This window comes from Aulosira sp. FACHB-615 (assembly GCF_014698045.1).
Taxonomy (GTDB): domain Bacteria; phylum Cyanobacteriota; class Cyanobacteriia; order Cyanobacteriales; family Nostocaceae; genus Nostoc_B.
The window spans coordinates 239,228-256,178 of the sequence record NZ_JACJSE010000009.1 but is presented as its reverse complement, the minus strand read 5'-3'; the positions used below and the strand labels follow the sequence as shown (position 1 = coordinate 256,178).

13 protein-coding genes are annotated in these 16,951 nt (G+C 40.3%); 9 read left to right on the top strand and 4 right to left on the bottom strand.

The genetic code is table 11. The features are described from left to right. Positions 1-25: 25 nt before the first annotated feature. Together H6G77_RS17360 and H6G77_RS17355 are read right to left on the bottom strand one after the other, a co-directional pair. Positions 26-1,132, bottom strand: a complete 1,107-nt coding sequence (locus H6G77_RS17360) for an aromatic ring-hydroxylating dioxygenase subunit alpha (RefSeq protein ID WP_242049234.1) — start codon at positions 1,130-1,132, stop codon at positions 26-28. Between the two features lie 17 nt (positions 1,133-1,149). Beyond that, a complete protein-coding gene (locus H6G77_RS17355) occupies positions 1,150-1,896 on the bottom strand; it encodes a DUF3865 domain-containing protein (RefSeq protein ID WP_190872219.1) in 747 nt (248 codons plus the stop codon). Positions 1,897-2,274: 378 nt separating this feature from the next. On the opposite strand from H6G77_RS17355, the gene H6G77_RS17350 reads away from it, so the two are divergent. The 9 genes from H6G77_RS17350 (at position 2,275) to H6G77_RS17310 (ending at position 16,085) form a co-directional block, all read left to right on the top strand. Further along, the gene (locus H6G77_RS17350) at positions 2,275-4,497 is read left to right on the top strand and encodes an ATP-binding protein (RefSeq protein ID WP_190872218.1); all 2,223 of its coding nucleotides are present in this window, start codon (positions 2,275-2,277) and stop codon (positions 4,495-4,497) included. Positions 4,498-4,849: 352 nt separating this feature from the next. Then, positions 4,850-8,257, top strand: coding sequence for a phycobilisome rod-core linker polypeptide (locus tag H6G77_RS17345; protein WP_190593210.1), 3,408 nt, complete (start codon positions 4,850-4,852; stop codon positions 8,255-8,257). A 385-nt stretch (positions 8,258-8,642) separates the two neighbouring features. After that, positions 8,643-9,128 carry an allophycocyanin subunit alpha gene (gene apcA / locus H6G77_RS17340; RefSeq protein WP_190593211.1) on the top strand — a complete coding sequence of 162 codons (486 nt, stop codon included), beginning with the start codon at positions 8,643-8,645 and terminating at the stop codon, positions 9,126-9,128. Between the two features lie 64 nt (positions 9,129-9,192). After that, positions 9,193-9,681, top strand: coding sequence for an allophycocyanin subunit beta (gene apcB, locus H6G77_RS17335; protein ID WP_190593212.1), 489 nt, complete (start codon positions 9,193-9,195; stop codon positions 9,679-9,681). A gap of 240 nt (positions 9,682-9,921) precedes the next feature. Further along, positions 9,922-10,128 (top strand): phycobilisome linker polypeptide, encoded by a 207-nt coding sequence (locus H6G77_RS17330; RefSeq protein ID WP_015114200.1) that lies wholly within the window; start codon positions 9,922-9,924, stop codon positions 10,126-10,128. A gap of 651 nt (positions 10,129-10,779) precedes the next feature. Beyond that, on the top strand, positions 10,780-11,745 hold the full coding sequence (mdh, locus tag H6G77_RS17325) for a malate dehydrogenase (protein ID WP_190872217.1): 966 nt from the start codon (positions 10,780-10,782) through the stop codon (positions 11,743-11,745). A 256-nt stretch (positions 11,746-12,001) separates the two neighbouring features. Beyond that, a complete protein-coding gene (locus H6G77_RS17320; RefSeq protein ID WP_190872216.1) occupies positions 12,002-12,658 on the top strand; it encodes a hypothetical protein in 657 nt (218 codons plus the stop codon). 42 nt (positions 12,659-12,700) lie between these two features. Beyond that, complete coding sequence (locus tag H6G77_RS17315) at positions 12,701-14,620, top strand: hypothetical protein (RefSeq protein WP_190872215.1); 1,920 nt, start codon at positions 12,701-12,703, stop codon at positions 14,618-14,620. 10 nt (positions 14,621-14,630) lie between these two features. Beyond that, on the top strand, positions 14,631-16,085 hold the full coding sequence (locus H6G77_RS17310) for a DUF1802 family protein (protein WP_190872214.1): 1,455 nt from the start codon (positions 14,631-14,633) through the stop codon (positions 16,083-16,085). 140 nt (positions 16,086-16,225) lie between these two features. Here the strand turns inward: H6G77_RS17310 and H6G77_RS17305 are convergent, their stop codons facing one another. Then, the gene (locus H6G77_RS17305; protein ID WP_190593217.1) at positions 16,226-16,588 is read right to left on the bottom strand and encodes an aspartyl protease; all 363 of its coding nucleotides are present in this window, start codon (positions 16,586-16,588) and stop codon (positions 16,226-16,228) included. After that, the gene (locus tag H6G77_RS17300) at positions 16,585-16,902 is read right to left on the bottom strand and encodes a hypothetical protein (RefSeq protein ID WP_190593218.1); all 318 of its coding nucleotides are present in this window, start codon (positions 16,900-16,902) and stop codon (positions 16,585-16,587) included. The genes H6G77_RS17305 and H6G77_RS17300 overlap by 4 nt, the downstream gene beginning before the upstream one ends. Positions 16,903-16,951: the final 49 nt, after the last annotated feature.

Genomic DNA, 16,951 nt, shown 5'->3' with positions numbered 1-16,951 from the left:
GGCTAATTCATCTTCCATATCGAAATTATGGTTGGTAATACCCTGACAAAACTTGATGGAAGTGAGAAATACCATATTCAATGTCTGCAAGCTGAAGCACACCATAAGCTTGGGAATGAACACTTGCTTGGAGTGATCGCACTACCCTAAAGTCTTCATTTAACACCCGTTCAAATTCAGTCCGAAATTTCTCAATCTGGTAAGGAAATTCTTCAATCTGTGCTTTTGTTTGATAAATAAAAACCTCAAACTTAGTTCTTGTGGGAGATAAAGGAGTCAGTTTAAAAACTGAAACTTTGTCTTTTGCAGTATTGACCATCATATTAGGAAAGATAAAGCCCTGATATGATTGTCCTTTTGGCTCTCCTAAAAAAGCAGGGTGATTTTTGACAAATTCATCATCTGTGAAAGGAACAAATATTTGATAGTGTCTGCCAGTTGGAGTATAAATAATATTCTTGGGGTCAAAACACTTTAAACTTTGGGCATGAACAACAGACAAATGATAGCATTCTAAATAATTCTCAATGGGAAATTTCCAGTTAGCTGGCTCTTCATAAAACCAGTGATCAACCTGTTGAAGTTCCTCCCAAGAATGCTTATACTGATTTAAATAGTCTGAGAATCCAGCCAAATAACTGACTAACGATTCCCCTTGTGATTCTGGGTGAACAAAGATAAAGCCGCCCCATATCTCGACGCGTCCTTTGGCTAGATAGACAGCTGACGGATCTAAATTGGGAAAACATTCAGCACGAGGCAAACCTTTGAGATTCCCTTCATAATTGAAGTTCCAACCATGATAAGGGCAACGCACCCGTTGACAATTACCTTGTCCTTCCAACATCCGCGCTCCTCGATGCGGACAAACATTGTGCATCGTTTGCAATTTGCCATGATTATCTCTAATTACGAACATAGGCTGATCTCCAACTTGGCAAGTGAGATAATCCCCAGGATTTGCTAAATCAGATTCACGTCCTACAAACTGCCAAGTTTTACGCCAGATAGTTTGCTGCTCATAAGCAAAAATTTGCTCACTAAAGTAGTAATTACCAGGTAGTCCAACTTTTGCTTGATGACTACTAGTAGTTTCATCAACCAATGAAGGATGGGAGAAGATATTCATCATGTTCAGTTATATTTAAATTAATATTTTTGAGCGATCGCAGGGCTGAAATCAACCTCAAATACAATTGCCTCTTGTGCTAACTCCTGCCACCAAACCTCCATTGCATCTATCATTTGCCGAAACCCTGTTGTAAACTCTTCAAATTGTTCGGGTCGTATATATTCTGCTACGGATGTTCGTAAACCAGCTTCATGTTCAAGTTCCCATTCGTTTAAATGCTTGCTAAAGAAATAGTGCAAATTTGTGGGCATAGCATCTTCCAACAAGCATTCTACCAGTTGCATAATCAAAGTTAATTCAGGAATTGCAGTTGCTTCGATCGCATAAGTTGCCCCAAGTACATAGAGTAGTTGTTGCTCAAATATCAATTGCACAGTTGTCAGTAGTTTGGATGTAGCGATTGAGGGCATAGTGTTTTTCACAGGAACACCCAGCCCTTCTTCTAGTCCTTCTGCTAAAAGCCTGTAATGAGAAACTCCTTGGGTAGTGCTACCCATTTCCTCAGCTATATTTTCTGTGAGTTCCTCAACTACACTATTCCAACCTGCTGTAAGTGCTTTCTGTCTTGCTAACTCTGTGAAACTCACCAATTCTTTTGGAAAAATAGAATATTGCTGTATCACATAAACAATTTGAGTAAAGCTCCTCTCATTCACTATTCGGAAAACAGGATTTTCCGTAATGCTAAATGCTAAATAATCCTGAGAAATAAGTTGATTAAGATGCTTCGTTAAGTGATGAAAATCTATCAAATGGTTAGTCATTACTACAGATTTTTTAAATAACATTTAAGCCTTAATTTTGCCAATATTTGACTTGTATCTAACATTATTGTCTGACTATACTAGCTTTTTGAAAATTATGTTTCCTGAGTGAATGCGCTGAGGTTTTATAAAATATCAAATAGATTTAAACTAGTGTTTTTATCAAACAAATATAAAGAATTAATATTTTATTTATTTTGATTATATTTTTTTATTAAAAAATAGATTGCATAGCAATATATTAAAAATATGTAAATAGAGATATTTCCTATTAATTAATAAAGTTTTTATAAAATAACATTTTATTTTGATAGTCTGAAGTTGCTCATGGGTAATCTAGGTTAAGCAAATAACTTCTCTTACCAAGATTTACAACTCATGAAAATACATCGATCTAGCAAAGTCCGCGCATTTTCGTTACAGCTTGTTCTGATCGTTCCTTTCGTGTTGCAAGTTTTTGGTATTGTGGGGTTAGTTGGATATCTGTCATATAAAAACGGCGAAAAAGCGGTCAACAATCTAGCCGATAAATTGATGGAGCGAACTAGTAGTGAGGTAAATCAACATTTAGATGCTTACCTGTCAATCCCCCATAGAGTTATTCAATTAAATGCGGAAGCAATTCGTATGGGATTGCTTGATGTGCGCGATCGCCTTAAAGTTGGCAAGTATTTCTGGCATGAAATGCAAGCCTATGACCTAACCTTTATCAGCTTAAACCTAGCCACTGGCGAAGGGGCTGGTGCTGGTCGTTACGATGGTAAGACTGTGACAATCGATGATAATGCCATCAAAACACCAGACCGACCAAAAAATACGAAAACTTACTTAACGGACAAAGATGGTAATCCCACCCAAGTGATGACGACCAGTACATGGGATACCCTCAATGAGCCTGCGTATACTGAACCGGTAAAAGCGGGAAAACCTATCTGGGTTCGCATTTATACTTACTATGACCCCGCATATCCTCCATATATTGTGGCATCAGCAGGCCGTCCGGTTTATGATGCTGGTAAAAAACTGATTGGTGTTGTGGGGGCTGAAATCCACCTGTTGAAACTCAGCGAATTTTTGCAAAAACTGGATATTAGTCGTTTTGGAGAAGTTTTTATTATTGAGCGTGATGGTATGTTAGTCGCCAATTCTGCTCAAGAAAAACCTTTTACCGTAGAGAATAACCAAATTAAGCGCCTCAAAGCAATCGACAGCCCTAATCCTATGGTCAAGGGCATCGCCAAGCAACTTCAGCAGCAGATTCCCGATTTCCACTCGATTACCAATACCCAAAAACTGACAGTCAATGTTCAAGGAGAATATTTGAATCTCCATATTGTGCCTTGGCATGATGAATATGGTTTGGACTGGTTGGTGGTAGTTGGTATTCCCGAAAAAACTTACATGGCACAAATCAATGCCAACACCCAATCTAGCATTCTGCTGTGTTTTGGGGCCTTAATATTAACAACGACGATTGGCATATTTACTTCGCGCTGGATTGCCAGTCCAATTTTGCGTTTGAATCAAACTACCCAAGCAATAGCATTCGGTGATTTACAACAGAAACTCCAACAGGGCAATATCCATGAACTCAATATCCTTGCTGACTCGTTTAATTATATGGCAGGGCAACTGCGCGAATCCTTTATTGCTTTAGAAAATAGTAATGCCGAACTAGAAGAGCGAGTGGAAGCACGGACTTTTGAACTTCAAACAGCCTTGAGTGAATTGCAGCGTACCCAAGCACAAATAGTTCAAAGTGAAAAAATGTCTAGCCTAGGCCAATTGGTAGCAGGCATCGCCCATGAAATCAATAACCCGGTCAACTTTATTCACGCTAATCTCGCTCACCTAGATGAATATACTCAAAACTTGTTGCAGATGATTTATCTTTGCCAAGAACGCCATTCTAGCAATGACCCAGAAATTCAAGCATTAGCAAAGGAAATGGATCTAGAATTTCTCATCGAAGATTTACACAAAATTTTGTCTTCGATGAAAGTTGGGACTGAGAGGATTCGGAGCATTGTACTGTCTCTGCGGAATTTTTCGCGGATGGATGAGGCGGAATTTAAAACAGTTGATATTCATGAAGGCATCGAAAGTACGCTATTAATTTTGCAACACCGCCTCAAAGACAAACCAGACCGCCCAGGAATTGAAATTATTCGAAATTATGGCAACTTGCCCCAGGTAGAATGCTATCCTGGTCAACTCAATCAAGTATTGATGAATATTCTGGTAAATGCAGTGGATGCCCTTGATGAGGTAGATATCAAGCGCACTTATCAACAGATACAAGAAAATCCTAGCCAAATTACTATCCGCACTTCAGTCGTTGATGCCAAATTGCTAGAAATTGCGATCGCTGATAATGCCCAAGGAATGCCAGAATCTATTCAAAAGAGGATATTCGATCCATTTTTCACCACCAAACCTGTAGGCAAAGGAACAGGTATGGGTATGGCAATCAGCTACCAAATCATTACAGAAAAGCACAGTGGGAAATTACAATGTTTTTCCACCCTTGGGAAAGGCAGTAAATTTGTAATTCAATTGCCTATCCGGCAACTAGTTCCTCAAACGAAGCTGACTGATTAAGCTAAAAGCAAACATTTGTATATTTTTGTCGGAGCTAAAGAAAATCTCAGTTGCGACTCCAGTAAAATGTTTTTGTAAAGTTTTTAACTTTCAGATACAAAACTTAGATTTTGTCTCATGTCGCAGGAAGTATTTATTCTTAGTTTTGCTTAAACAAGGCTACAGAATCTACATACTTCTTAATAAATTACCAGGAAAAACGCAAAACGTTCTAATCTAAAAGCTGACTGGGTTAATTTTACTGGCAGTTTTGAAGGCGGTACTCTGAAGGCATAAACACATCAATGTGTCAAGCCTCAAAGCGACCCAGACTTAACACATAAACGATTATGATGGGAGTTTTACAAATCCGATGAGTGTTAAGGCGAGTGGTGGAAGCTCAGTTGCGCGTCCGCAACTATATCAAACCCTAGCTGTAGCAACCATTTCTCAAGCGGAACAGCAAGACCGCTTTTTAGGAACTGGTGAATTAAATGAACTGGCAAGCTATTTTGCATCTGGTGCAAAACGTTTAGAAATTGCCCAGATTCTCACAGAAAATTCCGAGATTATCGTATCTCGTGCAGCTAACCGGATATTTGTCGGTGGTTCGCCAATGGCTTTCTTAGAAAAGCCCCAAGAACCAGAATTAGTGACTGCTGGCGCTGCTGTTGGCGCTGGTGATATCACAGAAGGCATGAAACTGGGAACAGTCACCTACGTTGAAAGCCGTGGTGGGTTCTTAGAAAACTTGCGTTCTATCTTCAATACTTCTCCTGGTGGCCCAACACCTCCAGGGTTCAGACCAATAAACGTTTCTCGTTACGGCCCAAGCAACATGGCCAAGAGCTTGCGGGACTTGTCCTGGTTCTTGCGCTATGCTACTTATGCGATCGTAGCTGGCGACCCCAACATTATTGCTGTAAACACCAGGGGTCTGCGGGAAATTATTGAAAATGCTTGTTCTGGTGAAGCAACTATTGTGGCTTTGCAGGAAATTAAGTCAGCATCCCTGTCTTACTTCCGCAAAGATGCTGAGGCTACAGAAATTGTGTCTCAGTACATGGATGTGTTGCTGACAGAATTTAAAGCACCCACACCTTCGACCAAAGTACGTCAACGTCCTTCTGGCGACCAACAAGGTTTACAACTGCCGCAAATTTATTTTAATGCCGCAGAACGCCGTCCCAAGTATGTGATGAAGCCTGGGTTATCAGCTACCGAAAAAAATGAGGTAGTCAAAGCAGCATATCGGCAAATTTTTGAGCGCGATATTACCCGTGCTTACAGCTTGTCGATTTCTGATTTGGAATCCAAGGTAAAAAATGGCGACATCTCCATGAAAGAGTTTGTCCGCCGTTTGGCAAAATCTCCGCTTTACCAAAAACAGTTTTATCAGCCTTTTATTAACAGCCGCGTCATTGAACTTGCTTTCCGTCACATTTTGGGACGGGGGCCAAGTAGCCGGGAAGAAGTCCAAAAATACTTCTCTATCATTTCTAATGGTGGTCTGGCTAAATTAGTGGATGCGCTGGTAGATTCTGACGAATACGCTGATTACTTTGGTGAAGAGACAGTACCCTACATTCGCGGTTTGGGTCAAGAAGCCCAAGAATGTCGGAACTGGGGGCCGCAGCAAGACCTGTTTAACTACAGTGCGCCTTTCCGCAAAGTACCACAGTTCATTACCACATTCGCAGCTTACGAACAACCATTACCAGATCAACACCCTTATGGTTCTGGTAACGACCCATTAGAAATTCAATTTGGGGCGATTTTCCCGAAAGAAACTCGCAACCCCAGCACCCGTCCAGCGCCATTTGGTAAAGATACAAGACGGATCTTGATTCACCAAGGGCCGGGAATTAATAACCAACTGAGTAACCCAAGAGCGCGAGGTGTAGCGCCTGGTAGCCTGGGGCCAAAAGTATTCAAGCTGGATCAACTTCCTGGCACTATTGGTAAGAAAGCCGCCAAGGGTGCAAGTGTTAAGTTCTCTGAAAGCTCCACCCAGGCAGTAATTAGAGCAATTTACTTGCAAGTTATCGGTCGTGATGTTTACGAAGGTCAACGGCTGAAAGTCCAAGAAATTAAGCTGGAAAACGGCGATATTTCTGTACGGGAATTTGTCAGAGCTTTGGCTAAGTCTGACTTGTTCCGTGGTTTGTACTGGACACCGTTGTATGTTTGTAAAGCGATCGAATACATCCACCGTCGCTTGTTAGGTCGTCCGACCTACGGTCGCCAAGAAAATAATAAATACTTTGACCTTGCTTCTAAGAAAGGTTTTTACGCTGTTGTTGATGCCATCTTAGATAGCGTGGAGTACAGCGAAGCCTTTGGAGAAGATACAGTTCCTTACGAACGCTATCTAACTCCGGCTGGTGTGTCATTGCGACAACTGCGTGTTGGTACTATCCGCGAGGATGTGGTCGCCACCAAAGTTGATAAGCAAGAAACACCCCGCTTTGTGGAATTGGGTGCTGTGAGCCAAAATCGCACAGAACCAGATATTCAGTTCCGGATTAATCAAGGTGTTAGCAAGCAACGGGAACAAACAAAAGTCTTCAAGCTGGTAGCAAATACATCTGATAAAGTTGCAGTGCAAACTTTAATTAGTGCTGCTTACCGCCAGATTTTTGAGCGCGACATTGCACCTTACATCGCTAAAAACGAATTCACCAGCCTAGAAAGTAAGCTGGGTAACGGTGAAATCACCGTGAAAGAATTTATTGAAGGTTTGGGTTACTCTAACCTCTACCTGAAGGAGTTCTACACACCTTATCCCAACACTAAAGTAATTGAGTTGGGAACCAAGCACTTCTTAGGACGTGCGCCTGTTGACCAAGCAGAAATCCGCAAGTATAACCAGATTTTGGCTACCCAAGGTCTGAAGGCGTTTATTGCTGCGTTGTTAAATAGTGCAGAGTATCGCCAAGTATTTGGAGAAGATACAGTTCCTTACCGTCGCTTCCCGACTTTACCTGCGGCTAACTTCCCCAACACCGAGAAGCTTTACAACCAACTCACTAAACAAAACGATGATGTGGTTGTGCCTAGCTTTAAGCCAGTCAAAGCAAGGATGGAGTCTGCCAAGACACCAATTTTGGCAAAAGCGATCGCAGATTTGGCAGCCCAAGCACGGCAAATCGACAAGACCAAGCCGTTGTTTATCGAGTTGGGTCGTTCTTACAACGATGGTCGCGGTCAATCTGTCGAAGTGGGTGTGGGTACCAGCCGCCGTAAGCCTGCACGGATTTTCCGCTTAACAGATGGTAGTAGCCAAACCGAAAGACAGCTAGTAATTAACGCTGCTTACTGTCAGGTATTGGATGTGTTTAGCGGTCAAGTTCCTGATTATTACCGTCGTAGCGAACTCGACAGCAGACTGCGGAATGGTGAAATCTCAGTGCGCGAGTTTGTCCGCGAACTCGCCAGCTCCGAAATCTATCGCAAACGCTTCTATACCCCTTATCCCAACACCAAGGTGATTGAATACCTATTCCGTCATCTGTTGGGTCGCGCACCAGCTACTCAAGGCGAAATCCGTCAATATAACAAACTATTGGCTGATAGCGGTTTGAGAGCAGCTGTAGAAGCAATTATAGATAGCCCAGAATACGCTCGCTACTTTGGTGAAGATGTGGTTCCATACCCACGCTTCCCATCTCTACCTGCTGGTAACTACCTCGGTAGTGTTCAGGCGGCTGCTGACCTGGTGAAACAATCTTGGTCTAGCTTGTCTCCGGCTGTATTAACTGGTCGTCCAAGCGATCGCTAATACTTAGTCAATAGTCCAGGTTCAATAGTCAAGAGGTTAACACTCTTGACTATTGACTCATGGCTATAAACTATTGACACTTTACCTTTAGCAACACTCCTCTCAGATTGTGTGTTCAGGTGTAAATCTGAAAAGGAATATTACAAAATATTAAGAGCAGTCATAAATGCTCAACAGAATGCCGGAGAATATTTTGCGGAAGGTAGCTGAGTTTTACAGCTCGTGTAGTTGAAATTAACACCAGCAAACTCGTAAAGTATTAGCTACAGCAGCGACTCAACTGTTGTATCTAAAAAACAACGAGAGGACGTAGCTACCATTCAACCGAAATTAAAATCGCACCAGTTTCATATCCTGGTTTCATTAGTACTGGAGGAATCCATTAATGAGTATCGTCACGAAGTCCATCGTGAATGCTGATGCAGAAGCTCGCTACCTCAGCCCTGGCGAATTAGATCGCATCAAGGCTTTTGTTTCTGGTGGCGCACAACGCCTCCGCATCGCTCAAGTTTTAACCGACAACCGTGAGCGTCTAGTTAAGCAAGCTGGCGACAGCTTGTTCCAAAAGCGTCCTGATGTTGTATCTCCTGGTGGTAACGCTTACGGTCAAGAATTGACAGCTACCTGCTTACGCGACCTAGACTACTACCTACGCCTCATCACCTACGGAATCGTTGCTGGTGACGTTACACCCATCGAAGAAATCGGTATCATCGGCGTTCGTGAAATGTACAAGTCTTTAGGTACTCCTATTGATGCTGTTTCCGCAGGTGTTGCTGCACTGAAAAATGCTGCTTCTACCCTGTTGTCTGCTGAAGACGCTTCTGAAGCTGGCTCTTACTTTGACTACGTAGTAGGTTCATTGGCGTAGGGTAAAGCTTTTTCCCTGCTGACACAAACTGTTGCAATACGGTTGAAAATAAGGAATTAACAAAATGGCTCAAGACGCAATTACCGCTGTCATTAACTCTGCGGACGTTCAAGGTAAATACCTCGATACAGGTGCTTTAGAAAAGTTAAAAGCCTACTTTGCAACTGGTGAACTGCGCGTTCGTGCAGCTACCACCATCAGCGCAAACGCAGCTGCGATCGTTAAAGAAGCTGTTGCTAAATCTCTGTTGTACTCTGATATCACCCGTCCCGGTGGTAACATGTACACCACCCGTCGTTACGCTGCTTGTATCCGTGACTTGGATTACTACCTCCGCTACGCTACCTACGCTATGTTAGCTGGCGATCCTTCCATCCTGGATGAGCGTGTATTAAACGGCTTGAAAGAAACCTACAACTCCTTGGGTGTACCCGTAGGCGCTACTGTACAAGCTATCCAAGCAATCAAAGAAGTAACCGCCAGCTTAGTCGGCCCCGACGCTGGTAAAGAAATGGGCGTTTACTTAGACTACATCTCCTCTGGCTTGAGCTAAGAGCTAGTTGGCATCTAAGTCATTAGGTGCAGCTTTATTAAGGTCTGGAAATCAACTGTGAGTGCTAGAACGTCTTGTCGCTTATTGCAATTGCATAGATTATGATGAGTGTTAGTGGTCTAGTATTGATGTTTGATTTCCAGCCTTGGAAAGATTAATTAAAGATTTGTCTAAAAAATATACTCCCGCTTCATTTTGAGATAAAAAAAGTTTTCACACTCACCACAGGAGATTCATAACATGGCGCGGTTGTTTAAAATTACTGCTTGCGTTCCAAGCCAAACCCGGATTCGTACTCAACGCGAACTACAAAATACCTATTTCACCAAATTGGTTCCTTACGAAAATTGGTTCCGCGAACAGCAACGGATTCAAAAAATGGGTGGCAAAATCGTTAAAGTGGAACTGGCAACTGGCAAGCAAGGTACCAACGCTGGGCTGTCCTAATTCATCTATACAAATAGAACTTTATTGTAGGGAGTTCCCAAGAGGTCAAAAAAGACCTCTTTTTTTATCGATATTTTGGGTGTGAACTACCTACACTGACCTGGCGGAGAGCGTGTAGGCTTCCTGTCCAACAGAAAACGCAGTAGTGGATTTCTTGCGTCCTCCCTTACTACGACTTATACCATTTTGGATTTTAGATTTTAGATTTTGGATTGGGTAGGGGTTGATTGGTAAGCTTTTGAGCCATCCATTTGTCGCAATCATTTTTTAATTTGGTGTAATCTATCTAAAAAAACGAAAAAATAAGGTTTTAGTAAAGGGTGCAGGGGTGAAAGGGTATAAGGGTGTAAGTATTCAAAACCCTTACACCCAATCCCCACAGACAATTGTGGTGTGTAAGTCCTGTTTAGGCAGACACTCTGCTCGTGCAGAAATTGGTCAAGATGTTGATAAATCATTGAAGATTACTACATATCATCCAGAAGTCAGAATTGAGAATCATCAGTTCTGACTTTTGAATTTTTACAGAACTTCTGCGCTAAAATATTGCCAAAATACTGGGTGTGACAAACTGGCGATCGCAGTTTATCCAGGAGTGAGGGATAGAAAGGTATTTTTGGATTATCTAAAACCTAAAATTACAAATTAATTATGTTTTCCCCGATTCCTTGCCATTTACCGCGTGTCACCATTGTTGGTGCTGGTAGAGTTGGTAGTACTCTCGCCCAACGCATTGCTGAGAAGAATTTAGCAGATGTGGTTTTAGTCGATATTGTTGAGGGTATGCCACAAGGTTTGGCACTGGATTTAATGGAAGCCAGAGGAATAGAACTGCATAACCGCCAGATTATCGGGACGAATAATTATGCTGATACGGCTAATTCTGAAATTGTGGTGATTACGGCTGGGTTACCGCGCAAACCGGGAATGAGTCGGGATGATTTGCTGAGAACTAATGCCAAGATTGTCGTCGAAGCGGCAAAAAACGCGATCGCACATTCGCCCAATGCAATTTTTATCGTCGTCACCAACCCTTTAGACGTGATGACTTATTTAGCTTGGCAAGCCACAGGTTTACCACGCGATCGCATTATGGGTATGGCTGGCGTGTTAGACTCAGCCCGCTTTGAAACTTTCATCGCTTTAGAATTGGGTGTTTTACCTGCGGATGTGAAGGCGATGGTATTAGGTAGCCACGGTGATTTAATGGTTCCATTGTCTCGTTATGCCACCGTTAACGGCATTCCCATTACAGAATTATTAGACGCAGCTACCATTGAAAGTTTAATAGCAAGAACCCGCAATGGTGGTGCAGAAATTGTTGAATTAATTCAAACAGGTGGCGCATTTTTCGCCCCTGCATCGGCGACAAGTATGATGGTTGAGTCAATATTATTAAATCAATCGCGGCTATTGCCAATTGCAGTTTATTTAGAAGGCGAATATGGTTTAAAAGATGTGGTAATTGGTGTGCCTTGTCGCTTAGGCTGCGGTGGAATTGAAAGTATTTTGGAATTGAATTTAAGTGAAAGTGAAATAGCAGCTTTGCATAATTCTGCTAAATCTGTGCGGAAAAATATCGAGCGATCGCAAGAGATATTAGCTGCAATTTCATAATTTTGTTTCATATTTCTCGGTAACATATTCGTCTAAAGTATTTATTCTAATGAATAACTTTTAAGAACTGTAATTTGATTGACGCATATAACAATATTATTTAATTTATAAAAATCTTGCTCAGAACCCCGACTTTTTTTATAAGTCAGGGATATTCTGTGTCAATATTCAGCAATTACGCGGTTATTTTTTACGCTTGGAATCATTTAAAAAGAAACAGTCGCTACGATGTTTTTTGTCAGAAAAAATACTCAATATGCCAACAAATATAGCTCAGACGAAAACTCGCCTCCTTTTGGCTTTGTGGGATTTGGGAGGAGTGCAGCAGGAAGTAAAAAAAGGCTTATTGACTAAGCGTATTGTTTCCAAAGGTAAAAAAGCAGCAGATTACCAAAGTGTATTCGAGGAATTACGGAAGCAAGGCGCGATCGCAATTTCCAAAACTGGCTATTCTCTTGCTTCTCCCAAGGGTTTAGAAGTTCTAGGCGAGGGTTTGAGAAGTTCCGAATTTAGATTTGATGGAACTATTGTTGGGAGTTGGACTGCAAATGCACTAGTTAAATGGATTGGTGGAATTAATAGCACAGTTACTAGTACACCCGCACCAGAAAAACCTAACAAGGGTGCGATCGCTTCCTACGAAGAATTTAAGTTAGTCGTGCTGGAAGTCTACGACAAATTGAATTATGAATACAACTTCAATCATCTAGTTCCAATTTATCGGATTAGAAGACAAGTAGGCGATCGCTTAAGCCGTACAGAATTTAATGATTGGCTGCTAGAAATGCAAGCTGACGATATTTTGCAACTACAAGGCGGAAGTGTAGAAGATAGCGCACCAGACAAGATAGAAGATTCTATCACCACAGTCTTAGATGGATTACGCTGTTACGCCAGACTGTTGAAAGCATAAATTTTTTGTACTCCTCACTCAATAAATATCATCTCAAAAACTATGATTGCTACCACATCTACCATTGATGAACTGATTAGAAATAAAAATCCATTCGCCGGACATATTGTTGTCAGACCGCAACAAATATGGGGAAAAAGTTATCCTGATGTTTCATCAATTAATGCTCATGCTTCTGATGCAGTGTTTAATGCAGTTGAACAGATCCGCCAAGGAAAACGTGAGACTGTAGGCATTACTATGACTGCTGAAAAAGGCTTGGGTAAGAGCCATATTATTAGTCGCATTCGCCATCGCTTACAAGCAGAAAATACAGCTTTATTTATCTACATGGGTAAGTATGACAATCTGAATCAGATTAAATCTCAATTTTTGCAAACTGTTGCTTCTAGCCTGAGAGCTTTTGGCAGTCAAGATTTGATGCAGTGGCAAGAAATAGCAGCAGCTTTAATTAATGAAGCGAAGAAATGTAACTATACCCCACGGCAATACATCAATGGCTACCCAAATTTGTTAAAAAATTCACCAAGGATAATTGATGATTTAACAGAAGCAGTTCTGAAAATTAAGCCTGAGATTACTAACCCCTATATTATTCGAGCTATTCTGTGGACACTTTCTAATCCACATGCTCAGTATGCAACTTATTGGTTATCAGGTTTAGAAATTACACAAATACAAGCTGATTCTCTAGGTCTGCCAAACTCCAAAAATGATGATAAAGAAGCTGAGGCTTTAAGTAATGTACGCCAAATATTAGATATAACTAGCAATTATAAAGTTCCCGTAATCTGTTTCGATGAATTAGATATTGCAGATATTTCCGACACAGGATTTACCGCACCTCAAATTGTCGCTAACTTAGTCAAGGACTTGTACAACAGTCTCAAAAGAGGTGTTTTATTACTATCAATGTATCCCGAAACATGGAATGAGCAAATTAGAACACTACCACAGGCTGATGCAGTAATTGATAGATTGGCAAGTGAAAAATCTGACAGGCAACCGATAGCATTAAATTATCTTAATTCTGATAATGTGCTTGCTCTTGTCCAAGCATGGCTAAAAGATTTTTACCAAGATAATCAAGAAAATCCACCACATCCTCTTTATCCATTTGATGAAAATAAACTTAAAGAACTTGGGAAAGGAAGACCAACTTTAAGGTCAGTTTTAAAATGGTGTGCAGACAATTTTGTAATTAATACACCTATTATTAATAATGGTGGAAAAATAGATAAAAATTCTATAGATACAGAATCCGAGCCAATAATCACTCCACACCCAGTTAAAGCATATTTCGATAATGAATTATCGAACGTAGAAGCTTCTATTGATTCATTAATGGAAGAAGCTACAACTATTAGTGATGCTATCTGGTTGGCTTTTGTGAGCTTGGTTGATAAAACTGTAGAAGAAATTGCCATTGAAGCCATTGAGGACTTATCTGGTATTGAAACTGGTGCATCAGGTGACAGATTTATTGATTTCAAAGTTATCGGTAATAATAGGAAAGTGAGAATTGGAGTAAGTGTAGTTCAGAAAGATGGTAGGTTTATAGGTGCTGCATTAGATAGACTAATCGACTACAAAAGATTTGACCTAACTCGCGGTTGCCTAGTTCGTTCTAAAACAATTAGCCCAAATGCTGCATTAGCTAGAGAACGTTTGAGAGTACTTTTACAAGATAAAGGTGGAGAATGGGTAGGCTTTCAAAGTCAAGATGTTAAAGCTCTATTAGCTATCTATTTTGTTTGGTACAACAGCGAAAGCTACGAACTAACAGAAGAACAAGTATTTGATTTTATTGAGCAGCAACAATTAGCAATCAACAATCCTTTGATTCGAGAAATACTCAGTGATCCTTCTGGTCAAGAACCAGATAATTTGACTGATGATGAATTGCCTATGAGAATACCTCAAAGCATTTCTATCGCTGATAATATACAACTAACTCTATAACTAATAAAGCATGAATAAGCTGTTTTCACTGCCAACAGCTTTGTGTTTACCTGCCCCTGAAATTGAAGCTTTAATACAGGGGCAAACAATAGCAGCTATGCCCAAGATGTTTATTCGTCCTGGGCAGAGATTTGCTCTTTATCCAGCACAAAGTTTACCTATTAGATTACCATTTGAGAAATACTATCGGGTCAATATCTTACCTGTTAGTAATCTGGATGCTACTCATACATCTAATATTAAAGCTTGGGCAAGATGTGAACTTTGCCAAATTTTAGATGAAACTAAGCCATTAGATATTTTGTCTCAATTAACCATCTTTTCTCCAGAAGCTTTAAAGGAGATAATCAAACAGCAGCAGCATATTTTTCTAGCTTATTTACGTGTGTATAATTTAGCTAGTTATCAAGAATTTGCAGTTAACTCAAATATTCAAGATAAACTAGGTAAATTTGTTAGTTCACAATCTTCTATAACTGTAACTGAAGAATTACCAGTATTAAGCGATCGCACTTTTACCCAACGCAAACAGCAACTAGAAAAGTTAGAACCACCTCTACACCCTGAATTACAAGAATTGCAAAGTGCATTAGCTTCGATAGCAATTACTAACCCAGCCGCGAAAAATCTAGATGATGAGATTAAAGTATTTTTAGGGTGGAATATTTATCAATCTCATCAGATTTTAGATACGGACTTAACTTGGATTAAAAAAATTGCTGAAGTTGGTAATTCTAGTGATGGTCATCAATTTGAAAAGCTAGTACGTCGTGGACTGATAAAATTAGGTTTTACTGGTTTAGGGCTTAATCCAGATGCAACTGGTGGAGCTGGAGGAATGGATTTTTACACTGAAAACCCTTTCTCAATGGTAGGAGAGTGTAAAGCAACTAAAACTGAGAAAGTTCCTGATGGTACTCCGGCTCAATTGCTCAAAATAGGTATGAACCATTTAGGTAAATTTCAGTATGATAATTCTATTAAATTAATCGTAGCGGCTGGAGAACTAAATAGTTACGCATTGAGAACAGCAACCGAAAATCATATGAACGTTATTAGTCCTGAGACTCTACAAAAATTAGTTGAACTGCAAACATATTATAAAAACTCTATTAATTTATTAGAGCTAAAACTATGTTTACAACAAGCTCCTTTTGGTTTAGCAGAAGAAAAAGTCAATAATTATCTTGAAAAAGTAGAACAATCCATAAAATTGCGATCGCACTTAGTTAACTTAGTTAAAAACTATTTACACAATTCAGGCACAGAATCCGCAGGTGTAGACGCTTTACATGGTGCTTATTTTGGCTCGAATCCACCACGTCCAATCAAAACCGAAGAAATGCACGAAATTTTGATAGAACTTTCTTCACCGTTAACAGGCTATTTAGGTAGAGAAAAAGGAACGGATTGGAGGAGCGATCGCTTTTATTTTCTGCGTGAGTTACAAATATACTCAAGATAGCTAAATGCTATATAGCATTGCTAAATCATTTGTGAACCCAAAGATCCCCGACTTCTTGAAGAAGTCGGGGATCTGAGCCTCTCGATTCTCACCAATCAAATAAGATTGCTATAGTAACCATTATCTTTCAAACATCTCTTTTATCCCAAGGTCAAAATGCCGGCTTGATAATTAACAAGCAATGGCAAGATTTTTAACCACTCTGAACCTAACAAAAATTCTGTAATCTCATCCCCTGCATACACAGGGATTTCATACTCTTTTTCGTCTAATATTAACTTTCCTAAATATACCTTGAATGAGGTTTCGCCTTGTGCAGTTCGTAAAGTATCTCTACCAAGATAAGACCAGCCTAAACTCTCTATATCTTGCTGGTTTAGAGCTAAAAAGCCTGTGAAGCCAGTATCTAACATGGTATCTACAGGTAAATTTAACCCATCTTCAGTAATTAACTCAATCACAAAAAATAGTTGCCCATTTTCTCCAAAGCTGCCCTGAATCATATTCTGCCAGTGCTTCCTGTTTCGTTTATGCAAAAAACACAGTGGTCAGCATTTGGGTAATTTTCTAATGCTTTTTTATGCGCTTGTATATTTTCAGGGTCAATGAAATAATCACCACTATTTGGCTCAATTGCAATATACCAACCGTAATGTTCCTTAATCAACTCAGGACGCACGCGCTCAAAAATTGCTCGACAACGCTGATAAAATGCTTCATCTTCTGCTTTGCGTCTAGCTAATTCTTCAGGTGATAAAGTTCGTTCGGGAAATATTCGGCCTTGGCGTGCAGGTTGTTTTGCGGTTGATTCAGCCATATTAATAGGATGATGTATTCATTTCCTATTATAAAAAAGTAAGGGCGAT

What these genes read in the sequence shown, in the direction of transcription:
- H6G77_RS17360 (WP_242049234.1), bottom strand. Translation starts at nt 1,132, where the DNA reads ATGATGAATATCTTCTCCCATCCTTCATTGGTTGATGAAACTACTAGT.
- H6G77_RS17355 (WP_190872219.1), bottom strand. Translation starts at nt 1,896, where the DNA reads ATGACTAACCATTTGATAGATTTTCATCACTTAACGAAGCATCTTAAT.
- H6G77_RS17350 (WP_190872218.1), top strand. Translation starts at nt 2,275, where the DNA reads ATGAAAATACATCGATCTAGCAAAGTCCGCGCATTTTCGTTACAGCTT.
- H6G77_RS17345 (WP_190593210.1), top strand. Translation starts at nt 4,850, where the DNA reads ATGAGTGTTAAGGCGAGTGGTGGAAGCTCAGTTGCGCGTCCGCAACTA.
- apcA (WP_190593211.1), top strand. Translation starts at nt 8,643, where the DNA reads ATGAGTATCGTCACGAAGTCCATCGTGAATGCTGATGCAGAAGCTCGC.
- apcB (WP_190593212.1), top strand. Translation starts at nt 9,193, where the DNA reads ATGGCTCAAGACGCAATTACCGCTGTCATTAACTCTGCGGACGTTCAA.
- H6G77_RS17330 (WP_015114200.1), top strand. Translation starts at nt 9,922, where the DNA reads ATGGCGCGGTTGTTTAAAATTACTGCTTGCGTTCCAAGCCAAACCCGG.
- mdh (WP_190872217.1), top strand. Translation starts at nt 10,780, where the DNA reads ATGTTTTCCCCGATTCCTTGCCATTTACCGCGTGTCACCATTGTTGGT.
- H6G77_RS17320 (WP_190872216.1), top strand. Translation starts at nt 12,002, where the DNA reads ATGCCAACAAATATAGCTCAGACGAAAACTCGCCTCCTTTTGGCTTTG.
- H6G77_RS17315 (WP_190872215.1), top strand. Translation starts at nt 12,701, where the DNA reads ATGATTGCTACCACATCTACCATTGATGAACTGATTAGAAATAAAAAT.
- H6G77_RS17310 (WP_190872214.1), top strand. Translation starts at nt 14,631, where the DNA reads ATGAATAAGCTGTTTTCACTGCCAACAGCTTTGTGTTTACCTGCCCCT.
- H6G77_RS17305 (WP_190593217.1), bottom strand. Translation starts at nt 16,588, where the DNA reads ATGATTCAGGGCAGCTTTGGAGAAAATGGGCAACTATTTTTTGTGATT.
- H6G77_RS17300 (WP_190593218.1), bottom strand. Translation starts at nt 16,902, where the DNA reads ATGGCTGAATCAACCGCAAAACAACCTGCACGCCAAGGCCGAATATTT.